At 63.4% G+C, this 16120-nt stretch carries 15 protein-coding genes; 9 read left to right on the top strand and 6 right to left on the bottom strand.

Translation table 11 applies throughout. The features are described 5' to 3' along the window. Positions 1 to 30: 30 nt before the first annotated feature. Positions 31 to 525, bottom strand: coding sequence for a peroxiredoxin (locus tag KI794_RS09540; RefSeq protein WP_255807930.1), 495 nt, complete (start codon positions 523 to 525; stop codon positions 31 to 33). Between the two features lie 191 nt (positions 526 to 716). Between KI794_RS09540 and KI794_RS09535 the strand changes: the two genes are divergently transcribed. Further along, positions 717 to 1898, top strand: coding sequence for a methyltransferase (locus tag KI794_RS09535; RefSeq protein WP_255807928.1), 1182 nt, complete (start codon positions 717 to 719; stop codon positions 1896 to 1898). Between the two features lie 60 nt (positions 1899 to 1958). Next, the gene (locus KI794_RS09530) at positions 1959 to 2483 is read left to right on the top strand and encodes a hypothetical protein (RefSeq protein ID WP_255807926.1); all 525 of its coding nucleotides are present in this window, start codon (positions 1959 to 1961) and stop codon (positions 2481 to 2483) included. Between the two features lie 13 nt (positions 2484 to 2496). Here KI794_RS09530 and KI794_RS09525 read toward each other — a convergent pair whose 3' ends face one another. From KI794_RS09525 to KI794_RS09515, 3 genes are all read right to left on the bottom strand, one after another. Further along, on the bottom strand, positions 2497 to 5106 hold the full coding sequence (locus tag KI794_RS09525) for a LuxR C-terminal-related transcriptional regulator (RefSeq protein WP_119284075.1): 2610 nt from the start codon (positions 5104 to 5106) through the stop codon (positions 2497 to 2499). A 131-nt stretch (positions 5107 to 5237) separates the two neighbouring features. Next, entirely contained in the window at positions 5238 to 6548 is a 1311-nt protein-coding gene (locus KI794_RS09520; RefSeq protein ID WP_255807924.1) for a DUF1254 domain-containing protein, read from the bottom strand. Positions 6549 to 6575: 27 nt separating this feature from the next. After that, a complete protein-coding gene (locus KI794_RS09515) occupies positions 6576 to 6998 on the bottom strand; it encodes a hypothetical protein (protein WP_119284074.1) in 423 nt (140 codons plus the stop codon). A gap of 276 nt (positions 6999 to 7274) precedes the next feature. Between KI794_RS09515 and KI794_RS09510 the strand changes: the two genes are divergently transcribed. The 6 genes from KI794_RS09510 to KI794_RS09485 all read left to right on the top strand — a co-directional run bounded on the left by KI794_RS09510 (position 7275) and on the right by KI794_RS09485 (position 13394). After that, on the top strand, positions 7275 to 8933 hold the full coding sequence (locus tag KI794_RS09510) for a SulP family inorganic anion transporter (protein ID WP_255807923.1): 1659 nt from the start codon (positions 7275 to 7277) through the stop codon (positions 8931 to 8933). Continuing rightward, positions 8921 to 10633, top strand: a complete 1713-nt coding sequence (locus KI794_RS09505) for a SulP family inorganic anion transporter (RefSeq protein WP_119284072.1) — start codon at positions 8921 to 8923, stop codon at positions 10631 to 10633. Before KI794_RS09510 ends, KI794_RS09505 begins: the two co-directional genes overlap by 13 nt. Positions 10634 to 10841: 208 nt before the next feature. Further along, a complete protein-coding gene (locus KI794_RS09500; protein ID WP_119284071.1) occupies positions 10842 to 11231 on the top strand; it encodes a PLDc N-terminal domain-containing protein in 390 nt (129 codons plus the stop codon). Positions 11232 to 11234: 3 nt separating this feature from the next. Further along, entirely contained in the window at positions 11235 to 11903 is a 669-nt protein-coding gene (locus tag KI794_RS09495) for a GAP family protein (RefSeq protein WP_119284070.1), read from the top strand. After that, positions 11900 to 12301 carry a phage holin family protein gene (locus KI794_RS09490; protein WP_119284069.1) on the top strand — a complete coding sequence of 134 codons (402 nt, stop codon included), beginning with the start codon at positions 11900 to 11902 and terminating at the stop codon, positions 12299 to 12301. Before KI794_RS09495 ends, KI794_RS09490 begins: the two co-directional genes overlap by 4 nt. Positions 12302 to 12320: 19 nt before the next feature. Further along, the gene (locus KI794_RS09485; RefSeq protein ID WP_119284068.1) at positions 12321 to 13394 is read left to right on the top strand and encodes a YihY/virulence factor BrkB family protein; all 1074 of its coding nucleotides are present in this window, start codon (positions 12321 to 12323) and stop codon (positions 13392 to 13394) included. Here KI794_RS09485 and KI794_RS09480 read toward each other — a convergent pair. After that, complete coding sequence (locus KI794_RS09480) at positions 13391 to 14482, bottom strand: ATP-binding protein (RefSeq protein WP_255807920.1); 1092 nt, start codon at positions 14480 to 14482, stop codon at positions 13391 to 13393. The genes KI794_RS09485 and KI794_RS09480 overlap by 4 nt on opposite strands. A 108-nt stretch (positions 14483 to 14590) precedes the next feature. Here KI794_RS09480 and KI794_RS09475 point away from each other — a divergent pair, with 108 nt between their 5' ends. Next, entirely contained in the window at positions 14591 to 15538 is a 948-nt protein-coding gene (locus KI794_RS09475; protein WP_255807919.1) for a DUF1214 domain-containing protein, read from the top strand. Between the two features lie 17 nt (positions 15539 to 15555). On the opposite strand, the gene KI794_RS09470 is transcribed toward KI794_RS09475, so the two are convergent. Next, positions 15556 to 16020, bottom strand: coding sequence for a hypothetical protein (locus KI794_RS09470; protein ID WP_119284066.1), 465 nt, complete (start codon positions 16018 to 16020; stop codon positions 15556 to 15558). Positions 16021 to 16120: the final 100 nt, after the last annotated feature.

Genomic DNA, 16120 nt, shown 5'->3' with positions numbered 1-16120 from the left:
GTAGCACCGCCGGACGCTGCGCGCGACGGTCTATGAATCCGCCGCAGCGAGCCAGCTCAGCACCTCGGCGGGGTGCCCGCCCGGATCCGAGATCTCTGTGAAGCGATGCACGATTGCCCCGGCTTCGAGTACCAGGGTGGCCCTGCGGTAGAGCCGTGCGCCCTGGAACGAGAATGTCGCGAGCCCCAGTGGAGACGCGAGCGCGAGCGCAGAGTCGGAGAGGAGCGGGTATGGAAGATGCAGGCGCGCAGCGGCCTCGGCCTGATAGGCGCGATCTTGCGTCGACAGGCCGAGGATCGCTGTCTCCTGCGCAGCGAATTCGCTGGCCAGGTCTCGGAACGAGCAGGTCTCGGCAGTGCAGCCGCGCGCACCGGGGAGCATCTCCCATCCTGATGGCGCTCCCTCGGGTGGGCTGGTGCGCGGGTAGACGAAGAGCACGCTCCTGCCAGGTAGTGCGCTGAGGTCGATCGGGTCGCCAACCGTTGAAGGAAATGCGCGTTGCGGGACCTGTGTCGTTGCACGCATTTGTACCTCAATATCGTCTCGCGGGCGAAAGCCGCGGTGGCTCGCAGCGTGCGCCCCATCTTATCGATAGCCCCTCGGGCCCGCGGTCCGGCCGAGGCAGTCCGCCGGTAGACTGGGTGATGTCTTTCGTCGTGTCGCGCCTGCGCGGCTCACGGCCCCACAGAGATCCGACCGGAAGGCGGCGCCCGATCATGCAACAGCATCCCGCTCGAACGGCAGTGACCTGGGAAGAGCGTGGAGCGCAATCGTCGGCGAAGTGGTTGAGCGCGAGCGAGCGGCCAGCGCCGAAGCACGTCGTGTTGGTCGACGACAGGCTCACTGCTGACCGCGCCATCGGGTTTGCCTCGCAGGGAACGGCCATGCTCTGGAAGGGCGACTTTCAGGGCGCAAAGCAGATTCTTAGCGCTATCGGCCGTCGCCTCACGAAGCAGGGCGCGAGGGCAGGTAAGCGCGGCGCAGCGCCCGCGACCGCGGCGGAGCAGTTCTACCGGATCCGGCAGACGCGTGCTCAGCGCTCTCGGGTGCTGTCACTGATCCTGATTCCCCTTGAACTGCAGTGTGGCGTCGTGAGCATCCCGCTGCCGCGCGCGCCCGAGGTCGATGCGGCTATCCGGTTCGCCTACGGGGAGCTTGCCTTAGGCGAGCAGGATCGCGCAGTTGTCAGCCTCCAGGAACTCGTCGGCGTGCTGAGCGCGCATCAGTGGTACGTGAACGGGGTCGACGTGCCGAGCCTCGGAGCGAAGATCCACCCCCACTATGGCACGTTCATGCCGACGCGCCACGAGTATGTCGACCTCGTTGCTACCGCGCCACTTCCGGCACACGATCTCGCCTTCGACATTGGTACCGGTACTGGCGTGCTCTCGGCAGTACTCGCGAAGCGTGGGATCGGTCGCGTCATCGGCACCGATGTGCAGCAGCGGGCGGTTCACTGCGCGACTGAGAACTTCGAGCGTCTCGGTATCGAGGAGGTCGCGGAGGCACGAATGTGCGACATGTTCCCCGACGGTCGGTCCTCGCTCATCGTCTGCAACCCGCCGTGGCTGCCGGGCAGCGCGGCCACCTCGCTCGACGCGGCGATCTACGATCCCGGAAGCCAGATGCTGCTGAGCTTTCTTGCCGGCCTGCCGAATCACCTGTCGGAAGGGGGCGAGGGCTGGCTCGTCATCTCCGATCTCGCAGAGCTCCTTGGATTGCGCACGCGGGAGATGCTGCTAGACGCAATTGCCCGCGCCGGGCTCGAAGTGATCGACCGTCTCGACACGACGCCTGCCCACGGCCGCGCGTCTGACGCCACTGACGTACTGCATGCGGCGCGATCCCGCGAGGTTACTTCGCTGTGGCGGCTCCGCGTCGCGGCGACCGCCGCCTAATTCGAGGCGCGACGTCTGTCGGATATCATTGTGTTGAGCATGAACAAGGAAGCGAGCGACATGTCGGAACCCTCTCGCGAGGAGGCGGAGCAACCTGACCTCCTGCAGCAGGTCCATCTGTCGACCGAGGAGGGGGTGTACGGCCTCATTCTCGTCGCGGGACTCATCGCGGTGGCAGGTTCGACTGGCCAAGGGCCAGTCCAGACGCTCGCGTTCATCGCGATTACTGTCGGGGTCTTCTGGGCGGCTCACGTCTACGCTGGAACAGTTGCTGCGCACAGCGGCAACGCGGCTGCGCACGTGTCACTGGGGGTCGCATTCAGGCACTCCCTGACCCGCTCCCGCGGGCTTCTCACTGCTGTCATACCTCCCGCGATTCCGCTGGTACTCAGCGCGCTTGGCGTGTTCGAGGCGCGTACAGCGGATTGGCTCGCACTGTGGGCGATCGTTGGAGTGCTCGCCATCCTGGGCTACCTTGCCTACTCACGGAAGGGCGCGGCGATTCATGTTCGCTTGATCGGTGCGGCGTCAACTGCGGCATTCGGGATCGTGATCATTTTGGCAAAGGCCCTGCTGCACCACTAGCCGCCAAAAGCGGCTATCGGTTCAGCTTGTGTGCCCGGACGGCCTCACGTCGAGTATTGACCCCGAGCTTTCGATAGATCGAACGTTGATGCGAGCGAACCGTGTTCACTGAGACATGCAGCTCTGCAGCGATCTCCTCCGCAGTCATCGTTGTCGCCAGATAACTGAAAATCTCTCGTTCGCGAAGCGATAGCTGCGAGGGTGCAGGGGAGTCCTGCGTCCCGCCCGAGGGGCGGTAGGCGAGCCTGGCCGCGATGAAAGACTCGAACTCAGTTCCCCACGAAGAATGCTCTGTCAGCAGCTCGCGCCCGATGTCATCGAGGTCAACGAACGGGGCAATGATCCCTTCTCGCGCGGCGACAGCAAGACTGCGCTCGAGACGTTGGTGCGCAGTCGCGCGGTCACGGCGTGACCACGCGACGGCAGCTTGGGTGAACTGCGCGCTTGCGTAGGTGTAGGAGACGACTTCCTGTTTGGTGATGCCCCCGAGCATGGCCATCACCTGATCGTGTTTCCCTAGTCGCCGGTACAGCTCAGCCGCGAGCACGAGTGTCGTGGGAATGCTCTGCCAATCGACGATGCTCTCGAGTTCCCTGAGCGCGCCCTCCTCGTCGCCGCGGGCCATAGCGAGGTGGGCCGCACCGATCCGACGATAGGCAGGCCACGGCACCCCATGCTTCTCGCTGCTTGAGATCTCTCGCAGCATCTTGGCCGCCTCGTCGATCAGGCTGTTGTCGTGTAGCCGTGCAGCGGCGAACGCAAAGTGCACGCGCGCGAGCGCGGCGTACGAGCTGTCATGGCCGCCGTGAGCGTGGAGTTCTCGCCCGAGTCTCACGACAGCATCGAGATCATTTCTCCAGAACGCGATGAGCACCGCCGCCATCACGTCGATGCCGCCGTCGTAGTACTCCCATTCGATGAGGTTCTGCACGCTCAACAACTGTTCTAACGTCGACTGTGCTTCGGCGAGTCGCCCGCCAACGGCGAGTGCGAGCGACAGGTTCGCGGTCGCGCGGTCGGCGAGCACCGCATGCCCCGCGTCTCGTGCGCCAGACGCGGCCGAAGCGAGCAGGCTAATCGCCCGCGAGGGGTTGCTGCGGAGCCGCATCGACGACCAGCCAACGAGAAATACTCCGTGAAGATACTGGCTTGTTGTCATTGGCGCGCTCGTCAGGAGCGCGTGCGCGTGTTCAACCGCGGTCTGCAGTCCGGTCTGCTCGTGGATGAGGAAGAGGTCTGCGAAGGCCGCTGTTGAGTGGGCGAGCGCTTGCGGGTCGGGAGGGTTTTGCCGGAGCGCACTTCTGGCCTGGGCCGCAAGCATCTCGGCGCTGTGCCGGTCTCCGAACACGTCCAGCACGCAGGCGCGGATGAGCTGTAACGAAGGAACGCTGTCCCACGGGGCGGGGAACTGTGCGCATGCGGAGTTCAGCGTGCCGGCCTGCCCGCCAGTGATGAGTTGCAGCCAGTTTTGCTCGACGATCTGAAGCCCATACTCAGGATCGTGAGATGCGAGTGCGTGGTTGACGGCCTCTGCCGGATAGCGAGTTGAGAGCCACTCGGCAGCACGTCGGTGCAGCTTGGAATACCCACTCGGGTTGTTGCGTGCCTGAATCGCTTGACAGTGGCGTGCGAAAGCCGAGTGCCATCGGTAGACGGTGGTGGATGTGGCGTGCTGGAACCTGTCGAGGAAGAGCCCGAGACTGTGGCATTCCTCAAGCAGCGCGGCGGCGTCTGAGCGGCCAGTGAGGTGCTGCGCGAGGTCGCCCGTGAGCCGGCCGCACGTTGTCGCCGCGACAATGAAGTCACGCAGCGACTCGTCGAGCCCGCCGAGCACTGCTGACTCGACGTAGCGGGTGATCGTCTCGGTTTCAGCCGATTCGTGCTTCGGGTAGGCGATCCCGCTCTGCAGCGCGAACTGGACTGCGACTGGCCACCCCTGTGTCTCGTCCCACAGATCTGCGGCCTGGAGGCTCTCTCCCTGGGGCCCCGCGAATTGAGTCGCGAGCTCCTCGAGTTCGTCGGCTGTAAACGAGAGGCGCTGCGCGTCAATGATGGTAGCGGAACCGTGCGCGAGTTCGCGTGCACACCAGGTACGAATGTCTCGTGAGGCAGCGACGATCAGCCGGAGGCGGCCTCTCCCGTGCGCGATCAGCGGCAGGATCACGGCTTCGAAAGCTGTTGCGGAGGTGAGGTGCGCATCGTCAATGACGAGCACGGTGTCGGGGAAATCGCTCAACACGAGTTCGAGGAGTTCCACAACCGCTGGCTGTGCGAGGATGTCACCGTCTTGCAGCCTGCGAAGCAGCGTGCTCAGCGGCGGTACCTCTGGCGACACCCTCGCGAGCGCCGTGAGCACGCCAGATAGCAATTGCGCCGCCTCGGTGTCGTGGGAAGACACAGTCAACCACGCGGTTGGTGAGGTTTGAGTGCGCGCCCACAGCGACAGTGCGACTGTCTTGCCATATCCAGACGGAGCCTCGACGATAACCGCCGCATGCGCGGCAATGTCGCGCGAGAGAGTGAGGCTTAGACGCTCGCGCATCATCCACCCGTTGCGGGTGTCCGGGGGCGTCGCCAAAAACCAGGCCGTCGCCGAACGCCCCTGTGACTCTGAACCCCCCATGCTGGGAATTCTATACAGACCTCGGCCTGTGCACAGTCACGACACAGGATCCGGCGGGTTGCTGGGGGTGGGGGAGAGCAACCCGCCGGAGTCTCGCGCGTGGGGAGTGCCCCTGCGCGCGACGTCCGGCGCTAGCCGGCGTACTTCACGACGGGCGGGACCCTGTACTCGCCGCGGACCATCGTCTCGTCAGCACCGTAGGCCCGCAGGATCACAGTGAACGGGCCCTCCGGTGCAGGCAGCCAGTTCGCGCGAAGCGCAGGATCAATGGGCTCGGAATGGGTGAAAGCGAGCGTCAGGCTTCCGTCTTCGCCGTACACGAGGCCGTCGGTTCGATCGCCGATCGAGTAGCGCGAGATCGGGTTCTGGCTCAAGTAACGGATTGGCAGCGTGTACATCGTCGCCGACCAGAAGAACCGCGCCTTCGGGAGCTCATCGGCATCAAACCGCACGGTGTATCCGGGCGACCCCTGAAGGAACTCTCCCGTCGGTTCGACAAGCCAGCCGCCATACCATGATTCCTCAGGCGGCAGCCCGTAGAGCCCAATCTTTGCCCCCTGGTTGCGGTCGTCATACTTGCCAGACATTTCCTCGCGAGTGCCGAAGAGCCCAAGATTTGACTGCATCGTCTTCTCGCGCGCCGACATCTCCGCGAGCGCCTGTGCCTGGCCCGCGGTGAATGCCGCCGCGGCTTCTGCGGTGAGTTGCTTCGCCGCAAAAGTGCCAGTACCGTCGAGACCTATCTCCGCCATCCGTGCGCGGATCTCGGCGTCTTCTGGAAGCACAGGCGAGAGCCCGAGCAGGAAGTCAAGGGTATCGAAGAACCACAGCCCGGCCGCGCCCTCCTCGTCCCAGACCGGCCACTCAAGCTGCTGAGCTGCGGGCGGGGCCGGCTCGCCGAGGAAGGCGCTCAGCGGTTGAACCTCGTACGACGACTGAACAGCGGCGAGGCTATCTATGCCGTCGTTCGTGAGCTCCGTGCGGGTCGCTGACATTGCAAAGTCGGTCGTGACTCTGATTACTCCCGAAATGCCGGCTGGAACTTCGCCGCGCCAGTTCGGGCCGGCGACGAGATATGAGCCGGCGCCCGAGCCGGTCAGCCGCGTGCCGATGTAGCCCGAGTAAATCGTGTACAGGTCGGCGATCGGGATGATGTAGTACCTGTCGATCTCGGGGACAGTCACGACGACTGGCTCCGCCCGGAGGTCGAGCCAGATCCAGGAGTACGGCGTGTCGTTGTTCGGGGTAATGACATCGCGACTTTCCGGAGTGGAGGGCTCACGGTAGTGGCGGTACACGCCGAACCCGCCGAGGAAACGTGGATCGGTCGCATCGATTGCCTGCGCGTACATGGTCCTGTAGCTTTCGACCATCGCGTAGCCAAAACGGACCGCGTCTGTGGCGCGTGCAGAGATCTCCGCGCTCGTCATTTCATTCAACATTACGTCTCCTCGGCGATTGCGTCGCGGTTAGCTGCAGGCGAGTGACTTGTCGAGCCCCTGCTTGGCTGTCTCGATGCCAGCGACTTCTTCCTGGAGCGAGGCAACAGCATCAGGGATTGTCATGTTGGGATCGATGTTTGTGACCGCCTTGTCGAAGTCGGCCCAAGCGCTCTCGAGCGCCGAGTCCCTGTCCTTGTTCACCTCAACCAGTGCCTTCTGCAGCGACTCGTACGACCCGCGAACGTCATCGCGGGCAACATTGATCTCTTCGATCGTGGACGAGGCGGAAAGCGACGCACGTGCATCATCAACGGTCGTCACGAATGCGGTGTATGCGTCGCATGCCGCGCTCTCGTTCTCCTCTGGGGCGGGGGAACTGCACGCGGCGAGGGTGAGTGCGAGCGCACCACACGCGAGAAGTGAGACGGAACGGGAGAACGTTGTGGCCATTGAAGTCACTTTCTAATCACACAATGAGGGGTTTCTCCCGTCTATCGTCCGTTGGACTGACGCCGGCGGCCACCTCTTGAACGAAACGTCATTAGCAATTGATGAGAGCTTGCAGCCGACCGTGAGGAGAGGCACAGATCCTCAATTTCAGGTGAATCGCAGCCAGATTCGTGTGCCCGGTGCGGTCCACTTGGCAGAGTTGACTCGTAGCAGTGTGAACCTTTGGCGGACGCCAATGGTGACTTGACGACAGACGGTGAAGTGAGTGATCCCACGATGAGCAGATGGCGCGGCCCCCTGCGCGGCGTGACCCGAGAGAATATCGGCCGAGAGATGCTCGCGGGAGTGACGCTTCTTGCGATCGCAATTCCGCTGAACATCGGCTATGCCCAAACGGCCGGGCTGCCTGCAACTGCGGGGCTCTATGCACTCGTGTTTCCGGCCATCGCGTACACGTTCGTAGTGTCTTCCCGGCAGGTCGTCGTCTCGCCCGACGCGGCGGCGGCGGCACTCGTCTTCTCATCGCTCACCGCGCTGGGGGTGGCCGGAGAGAACTTTGCCGTGATGGCCGCAGCACAGGCCATCTTGAGCGGAGCGATGTTCATTGCCGCCTCGCTTCTCAAATTGGGCTTTCTCTCGAAGCCGATCTTGATCGGCTTCGTCGGTGGTCTGGCGCTCGACATCCTTGTGAGTCAAACGGCCAAGATGCTGGGAATCAGCGTTGCTCGCGGCGGTGAGTTCGTTGAAAAGACGGGAGAGCTCCTCGGTTCGCTCGCAGAGGTCAACCCGTGGTCGCTCGGAATGAGCGTGCTCGCGATCGCGATCCTGCTTGGCGGCAGGCGCTTGGCGCCAATAGCGCCGTGGGCCCTCGTCGTGCTCGTGCTGGGAAGCCTCGCAACATGGTGGCTCAACCTTGAATCACGCGGCGTCGCAGTGCTTGGTGAGGTTACCGCCGGACCACCAACTTTTGCGGTGCCGCATATCAGCGTTGCGGAATGGCTCAGCCTGATCCCCTCTGCGCTCGCTCTCACGATGGTGACCATCGCCGAGGGGCTGCTCGTGTCACGCTCGTATGCTGAGAAGAACGTGTATCGAACGAAGCCCAATCGCGACCTGTTCGCATTCGGCACCGCGAACGTCCTTGCTGGCCTGTTTTCGTCTTTCGCCGTGGGATCATCAACGTCCCGCACCGCGGCGATGGATGCCGCGTCGTCGCGCACCCAGCTTCCGACACTTGTGACGGCCGTGGGGGCGCTACTGCTTTTGCTCTTTGGGACGTCGATCCTGGCAACGATACCCGCGCCCGCAATTGGGGCAGTTGTCGCGGTTGCCGTCGTCCGGCTCCTCGGTCTCGGAGAACTGAAGGCACTGTGGGCGCAGTCGCGGTCCGAGTGCCTCGTCGGAGCGTCCTGCTTCGTCGGTGTTCTGGTACTGGGACCGCTCGGTGGGCTGGGGCTCGCGTTTGTGCTCTCACTCGTGAACCTCGCGCGTCGAGCCGCGCACCCGCGCATCGACCTGTTGGGGCCAGCGGACGGCTCGCCGGAGGGAGCTGAGACTGTGTTCGCCGCGCGGAGCGACCTTGGTGAGACGGCTCCGGGCGTGGTCATCCTGCGTTTTGCAGCTCCCGTGTTCTTCGCAAATGGGGTAGAGATCGCCGAGGGCGTGAAAGATCGGGTACGTCTGGCCCCCGTTGAGGTATCCGCCGTCGTACTCGACCTTGAAGGCGTCAGCGACATCGACGTCACTGGCGCTGAAGCCCTGGCAGGAGTTCGAGAGTGGCTTGAGCGTCGCGGCCTCTCTCTCAGCTACTCGAGAGCTCGCTCCGAGCTGAGGGGCAGGCTTGCACACTTCGGGCTGACCGAACGAACCGCGATGTTCGCGACAAACCGCGAAGCCGTCGACACGTTGCGTACGGACACCGAATGCGCGGGGTAAACAGCGCCGCGTGGCGGGCAGTGCGAAGCTACTTGCGACGGTTCGGGAACAAGACGACTGTCGCCTCCGACGTGAAGGCTGGGCTCGTGCTCGGTGTCGAAAGCGTGCCCGACGGGCTTGCGGCAGGGCTTCTCGCTGGAGTCAACCCAGTCTTCGGCCTCTATGGGTACCTGATCGGTACGATCGGCGGCGCGCTGGCCGCGGGTTCCGTGTTGATGACCGTGCAGGCAACCGGCGCCATGGCCGTCATCATCTCGGACGTACCCCAGACGCAGTCAGGAGACGGGGCCGGCATCGCCCTCGCGACGCTCGCGTTTCTGACGGGCCTCACGATGTTCGGGCTGGGGCTTGCCGGCGCGGGGAAACTCGTTCGGTTCATCCCGACAGCGGTGCTCGTCGGTTTCATCAACGCGGTCGCGGTAAGTATTGTGCTTGGGCAACTGGACACTGTCACGGGCTACACGAGTTCGGGGGACAACCGGGTCGCTCGGGCGCTTGACACCGCGCTTCACCTTTTCGAATTCGACTGGCTCACCGTACTTGTCGGCCTTGTCACGATAGCGCTTGTGCTTGTGCTTGAGCGAACCCCGCTCGGAGCGCTCGGGATGGTCGTCGCAGTTGCGGTGGGGTCGGGGGCTGCGGCGCTTCTCGGTCCCGGGCGCATCGCGCTCGTCTCAGACGTCGCCGAGATACCGAATACCCTGCCTGGGCTCGCGCTTCCCGACCTCTCGCTCACCCTCGAGCTCGTCGTGCCCGCGCTCTCGCTTGCCCTCGTCGGCCTCGTCCAAGGTGCCGCAATCAGCAGCTCGATTCCCAACCCAGACGGCAGGTACGCTGACCCGTCCGCAGACTTCCGCGGGCAGGGCCTCGCGAATCTGGCCACAGGACTGTTCCAGGGCATGCCTGTCGGCGGCTCGATGTCGGCCACCGCCCTCGTGCGGTCCGCCGGTGGCCGCTCTGCCCTCGCAAACCTCGTTGCTGCGATTGTCATGGCGCTCGTTATCCTCCTGCTTGGCCAAGTCATCGGGTTCATCGCGATGCCCGCGCTCGCCGGGCTGCTCATCCTCGTCGGTATTCGCACCGTGAAACCACGCGACATCGCCATGGTCATGCGCACTGGTCCGATCCAGCTCACCGTGCTCACCGTGACGTTTGTGCTCACCCTCATCATCCCGCTGCAGTACGCGGTGATCGTTGGGGTTGGCCTTGCGATCGTGCTGCACGTCGCCAGACAATCCAATCGAGTCGTGGTGAAACGTTGGGAGTTCGGCCCGCATGCGCAGCTCCCGCTTGAGTCTGAGCCACCACGTGTGCTGGCCAAGTCGGAAGTCGTGGTGCTCGTGACCTACGGCAGCCTGTTTTTCGCATCGGCGCCCGTCTTTAGCTCGCAGCTCCCGGAAGCGAGGGGCGACTGCACAGGCACCGTCGTGATTCTTCGGTTGCGCGGGAAAGACGAGCTGGGAAGCACGGTGATCAAGGTGCTCGAGAAGTACGCGGCTGAACTTCGAAGCGCCGGAGGAATGCTCGTGCTCGCCGGGGTGAATCAACGAGTCCACAGACAGCTACGTGACACGAAGGTCCTAGAGCAATTGCGGGCCGAGCGCGTCTTTACTGAGAGCCAACAGCTCGGCGAATCGCTCAAGCGCGCACTACGCTACGCCTCAGAGTGGCAGGCCACACAGCAGGAGGGATCCGAGTAGCTCCGTGTGCACGCGCAGGGGCTCCACGGCAGGTTCACCAATGATTGATGAATTCTCGCCGCTACGCCAGCGTCTGGCTGGTTATCGTAGCCCCGAGGCAGGATGATTTCAGGTGCACGTCGCGACACCCCCGTTCGCGCTGCGCCGCTTGTCGCGGGTGATGCGTCAACGGCTTTCGCCCTCTGCTTGCCAAAAGGAACAGTGACTGATGGAACTTCTCGACTCTCTGTGGGACATCGTCCGCATCTTCTTCTGGGGCTTCGTCTTCGTCGCCTCGATCTGGGCCCTCTTTGTCGTGATCAGCGACCTCTTCCGCGATAAGCAGCTCAGCGGCTGGTGGAAGGCGCTGTGGCTCGTGTTCCTCGTCTTTGTTCCGGTCCTGACCACACTCATCTACATCATCGCGCGTGGCTCGGGGATGGCTGAACGCTCTGCCAAGGAGATGGAAGGCGCAAAGAACGCTGCCGACGAGTACATCCGCAGCGTTGCCGTGCCAAGCCCAGCCGAAGAGATCGCTCGGGCGAAGGCCCTGCTCGACGACGGCACCATCAGCGCCGACGACTTCGAAGCGCTCAAGCAGCGCGCTCTGCAGGGCTAACCTATGGGGCAGGTGATCGGCGACATCCTCCCGCTCGCACTGGGTATCGCAATTAGTCCGCTGCCGATAATCGCGACGATTCTGATGCTACTCGCGCCGAACGCGCGCGCTTCGAGCGTCGGATTCATGACGGGCTGGCTCGCGGGCATCGTTGTTGCAGTCGTCGCCTTTACGTTGCTGAGCTCAGTTATTCCGGCCGGTGGCGAGGGCGGCGGCGGAACCGTTGCAGCGATCGTAAAAATGATCGTTGGAGCGCTGCTCGTGCTCCTCGCCGTCAAGCAGTGGCGGGGACGCCCCAAAGACGGTTCCGAACCTGAACTGCCAAAGTGGATGTCTGCACTTGATTCGATGTCCCCAGTTCGCGCGGGCCTCCTCGCGTTCGCGCTCGCCGCGGTGAACCCGAAGAACCTCCTGCTTGCGGTGTCTGCCGGGCTCATCATTGGGGCTGGCGCCACGCCAGCAACCCAGATCGCCGGCGTGGCGGTATTCGTGGTGATCGCGGCCTCAACGGTTGTTGCTCCTGTCGTGGCATTCCTCGTGGCCTCGAAACAGCTCGCGGCGCCACTCGAGAGCCTGCGAGTCTGGCTCGTGCACAACAACTCAACTATCATGGCGGTACTGTTGCTTGTCATGGGCTTCTCCGTGATTGGAAAGGGATTGGCCGCGCTGTGATTAGATTTCTGCTGAACCTCGTCTCGCATGTGATTAGCGCCGCCGCGGCGCTCCTCATTGCGAACTGGATCCTGCCGCAGGTGACAGTTCATGCGGCGGGGTTCGTCGTTGCGGTGCTTGTCTTCGCGTTGGCGCAGTCTGTGCTGAGCCCGTTCATCTTTAATCTCGCCAGGCAGTACGCCTCGGCCATTCTCGGCGGGATCGGGCTCGTCTCAACTCTCGTGGCGTTGTGGGTCGCAACCCTGTTCCCAGACGGGCTGACAATCACCGGGCTTGGCTGGGTGCTCGCTCCTCTCGTCGTATGGATTGTGACAGCGCTCGGCGGCTGGATCCTCATGGGCCTCGTGTTCAAGCGGACTCTCCAGAAGCACGAGCAGGGCAAGAAGGGCGCAGCCTAGGCGAGGACACGGCAGCCGGATGGCACTCACCTCGAGGCTCGCGCTGGCGCGCAGGCGAACCGAATCGACCCTCCTGCGGTTTCGCATTGTGCGCGCGTTTCTTGCGTACAGCCACCATCGAGGCGGACTCCTGTCAGCCGCGATTACCTTTCGTATGCTGTTCGCGGTCTTCGCGGGCGTCTATCTCGGGTTCTCGTTCGTCTCAAACTACGTCTTGTCGAGAGACGACTTCTGGGTGGTCCTCGTAGAGACCGTGGACGCAGTCATCCCCGGGCTTGTGGCCATGGACGGCAGCGCGCTCGTCGACGTGTCTCACCTGCCTGACATTCGATCGAGTTTTGCCGCGCCGATACTCTCGACCGCCGTGCTGCTGTGGGCACTGCTCGGGGGCGTTGCGAACGTACGGATGTCGATCCGGTCGATAGCCGGTACCCGTCACGAGCGTTCGAATGTGGCTCTGACGCGTGCCGTCGACCTACTGTTCGCTCTCTCGCTCGGGGTGCTGATCCTGGTGTCGGCAGTCGTCTCATTTCTTGGGTCGACCTTTGTGGACTCCGTGCTCGGTTGGTTCGGCACTTCGGCAGGAGGTAGCGCAGAGATTCTCACCCGACTGGGCACCGTCGCCGTCACGTTCCTGCTCGACGCAGTGATCATCGCGTGGCTGTTTTGGCTGCTCTCGGGCCGCAAAGCTGCAGTCTCCCAGATCGCACCCGGCGCGCTGCTCGGCGGTGCAGGGCTTGTCGTGCTGCAACAGCTCTCTGGCCTCTTCCTCGGAGGCGTCGACAACAACCCACTGCTTGCGACGTTCTCGTCACTCGTCGCGCTGCTGCTCTGGTTCAACCTTTCGGCTCAGGTCACCCTTGTCGCGTGCGCATATATCGTAATGACCATCGAAGAAGCGGAGGAAGGGCCTGAACGGGGAGGTCAGGTAACGACGTTCAAGAAGCGCAAGGTCGTGTTCGCCGAACAAGATCTGAGGGTCGCCAAGGAAGCGCTTGAGGCTGCCCGGGTGCTTGAGCGAGATGAGTGCGAGAAAACTGCGCCCGATTCGCGGCCCCGGTCCACCGCAGCAGACTCAGGGCAACGTTCCTAAGCGGAAGCTTTCAGCGGAACCCTGACGTCTCCGCCCGCCTCCTCTGAAAGCCGCTCACCCATCTGGACGATCGTTGCCTGGTCGATGAACCCTCCGGCAAACAGAGCCTGCCCCTGACGGAACTCTTGCGCTCTCGCGACGAGTTCCTCTGGCGCGAATCCAAACACGGCGGCAATCTCGGCGAGGTCTCGCGGAGCGTTGACACGCATGAGCCCGAGGTTGTCGCACTGCGACAGAATGTTCGGGTGGATCTTTGTGGGCCGCTGCGTTGAGAGGAACAACCACAGCCCAAACTTTCGACCCTCAGCGGCGATCTGCGTGAGTCTAGCAAGCAGCTCCCGCTCCACCGCGGTTCGCGGTTCTGGCGAGGCGAGATTGTGAGCCTCGTCGATCACGATAAGGAGCGGCCGTCGCGACTCACGTTCTGCCCAGAGCCGCTCGATCACCGCCAGAGCTGCTACGCGAGACTCGTCGGGATGATCAAAGCCGCCGATGTCGAGGACGGTGGCACGCGGGCGTTCAGCGATCACATCCGTGACAGAAGCGTCCCCGCGCGACCATAGATCCCACTCAAGGACCTGCAGGTTCTCGATCCGGTTCGCGAGCCGCATACGCGCCGCATCTCCGCTCGACCTGAGCGCAGCGACCATTCGTGCGCCATCGAAGGTTCCAGCGTCACCCTCAAAGTGCAACAGCGCGTTGTATTCTTCAGCGTCCGCGATAGGGTCGATCCTGAGCACCGCCGCCTTGGCCGCGGGCGACAGGTCAAGGTAGCGCACATGCAGCGGCGCGTCGCTGCTGGCACCGGACCGGAAGACCCGGGTGTCGATCTCTCGCCAGCGCTGGGCTGCGTCCGGTGCCACGCTTGCTCGCGATTCGTGAAGGCGGACAAAATCTGCGTTTGGATCAAGAATGAGTGTCGGGAGTTCCGTTTCGAGGAGCAGTTGCTCGAGAACAACGCCGAGCGCGTATGTCTTACCACTCCCGCTCTGACCGCACCAGAATGTGTGGCGGTTGAACTTGCTCGCGTCAAGTAGTGCTGGGGTGCCCGGGATGCCAGACACCTCGCCAATCTGTAGTGCAGTCATGTTTCCCTCTCCGGCGCACAAGCGTGCCCATGAATTCTCGCCAACGCAAGCGCGGTTCATCAATAATGGATGATGCGGAGCGCACTGTTCAAGCGAGAGGATTGCCGTATGGTCTCTACTCCTGCAATCGTCACTTTCGAGAACTTTGCGCGAGCCGAAAGCGAGCGAATGTTCGCCGGTATCGCTGCGTCAGCCGGCTCGTCAAACGTCTGGAATCACTTCAGGGTTCCCACCCCGATCGATCAGCAGACTGTGATTCGCATGAATCGCGACACGCTCTATAGCGCGGCGATCATCGACGTGTCTGACGGTGCCACGATCACCATCCCCGAGGCTGGCGGCAGGTACATCTCGGTGATGCTCGTTAACCAGGATCACTACATCAACCGTGTGCTGCACGATCCGGGGACCTACGAGCTCACGGCGGAGGAGCTCGGCACTGATTTCGTGTGTGCTGCGGGACGAATCCTTGTGGACCCGGAGAACGCAGCAGATGTCGCCGAGGTGAACCGGCTCCAGGACGGACTGGCCCTCACGTCAAACGGAGGACGCCAGTTTGCGCCGGCCCCCATCGACGAGACTACTTTCACCGAGACTCGTGAGGCGCTGCTCACGCTATCTCGTGGGCTGGGAAGCCTTGAGAAGTGCTTCGGACGCCGCGAGGACGTCGATCCTGTCCACCACCTGTTGGGAACAGTCGCGGGGTGGGGCGGCCTGCCCGCGGCAGAAGCGAGTTACGCGAACGTTGAACCGCGGCTGCCGGTCGGCGCGTACACGCTGCGAGTGGCCGATGTCCCTGTCGACGGGTTCTGGTCGATCTCGCTCTACAACGCCGAGGGCTTCTTCGAACCGAACGAGCTCGGCGCATATTCGGTGAACAGTGTCACTGGTGTGCGAGATGCCGACGGGGTTATCACTGTGCACTTCGGGGGCGACTCGAGCGCGCCGAACTACCTGCCGCTCCCAGAAGGTTGGAACTACCTTGTGCGGCTGTACCGGCCGCGGCCCGAAGTTCTTGACGGCACCTGGACGTTCCCGACGATCGACGCAAACTAGAGGTTCGCGGCTGCGGGTCAGCTGTCAAACGGGGGAGCGGTTGCGCTGCATGTCACCGCTCCGCCAGGTTCGCCGGTCTCGCTGGCGAGTTCTCTCTCGCCGTCGAGCAGGATCCTGCACGTCGCGCGCTGCCCCTCGGCCGCGGTCGCTGTGAGCTCTGCCGTATCCCCGACGACAACGATTGAATCGACCGACCACGTCGCGCGGCCACCATTGGTGCCCGCGGTGGTGACAGTGCCGGCATCAACCGTTGTGCGCTCCTCAGTTCGCGAAGGCTGATCGAGGTAGGAGACGTCGGTGAGCGTCGCGTTCTCGGCGTCGTCGCTGCCGGCTACGGACAGCTCGTAGGTGACCGCCCAGGCATCGGCAGTGGACTTCTGAAGCTTGTCGATCGCGCCGCATCCTGTCAATGTGATGCCGAGTAGCGCGGTGGCGGCGAGGGCTGCTGAGATGCGGAGTGAGAGTGGGGTCGTATGCTTCATGCCTTCTACTCTTGCAGCGGCGCGCCTGGCTGGCGTCGCACCAGGGTGCCGTGAGCGTAGTACCTGGGGATCGAGGTTGGCTGCCCGGGAGGCTGGTTAG

Origin of the sequence: Leucobacter aridicollis (assembly GCF_024399335.1) — a bacterium.
Classification (GTDB): Bacteria; Actinomycetota; Actinomycetes; order Actinomycetales; family Microbacteriaceae; genus Leucobacter; species Leucobacter aridicollis_A.
This window is presented reverse-complemented; position numbering and strand designations above follow the sequence as displayed.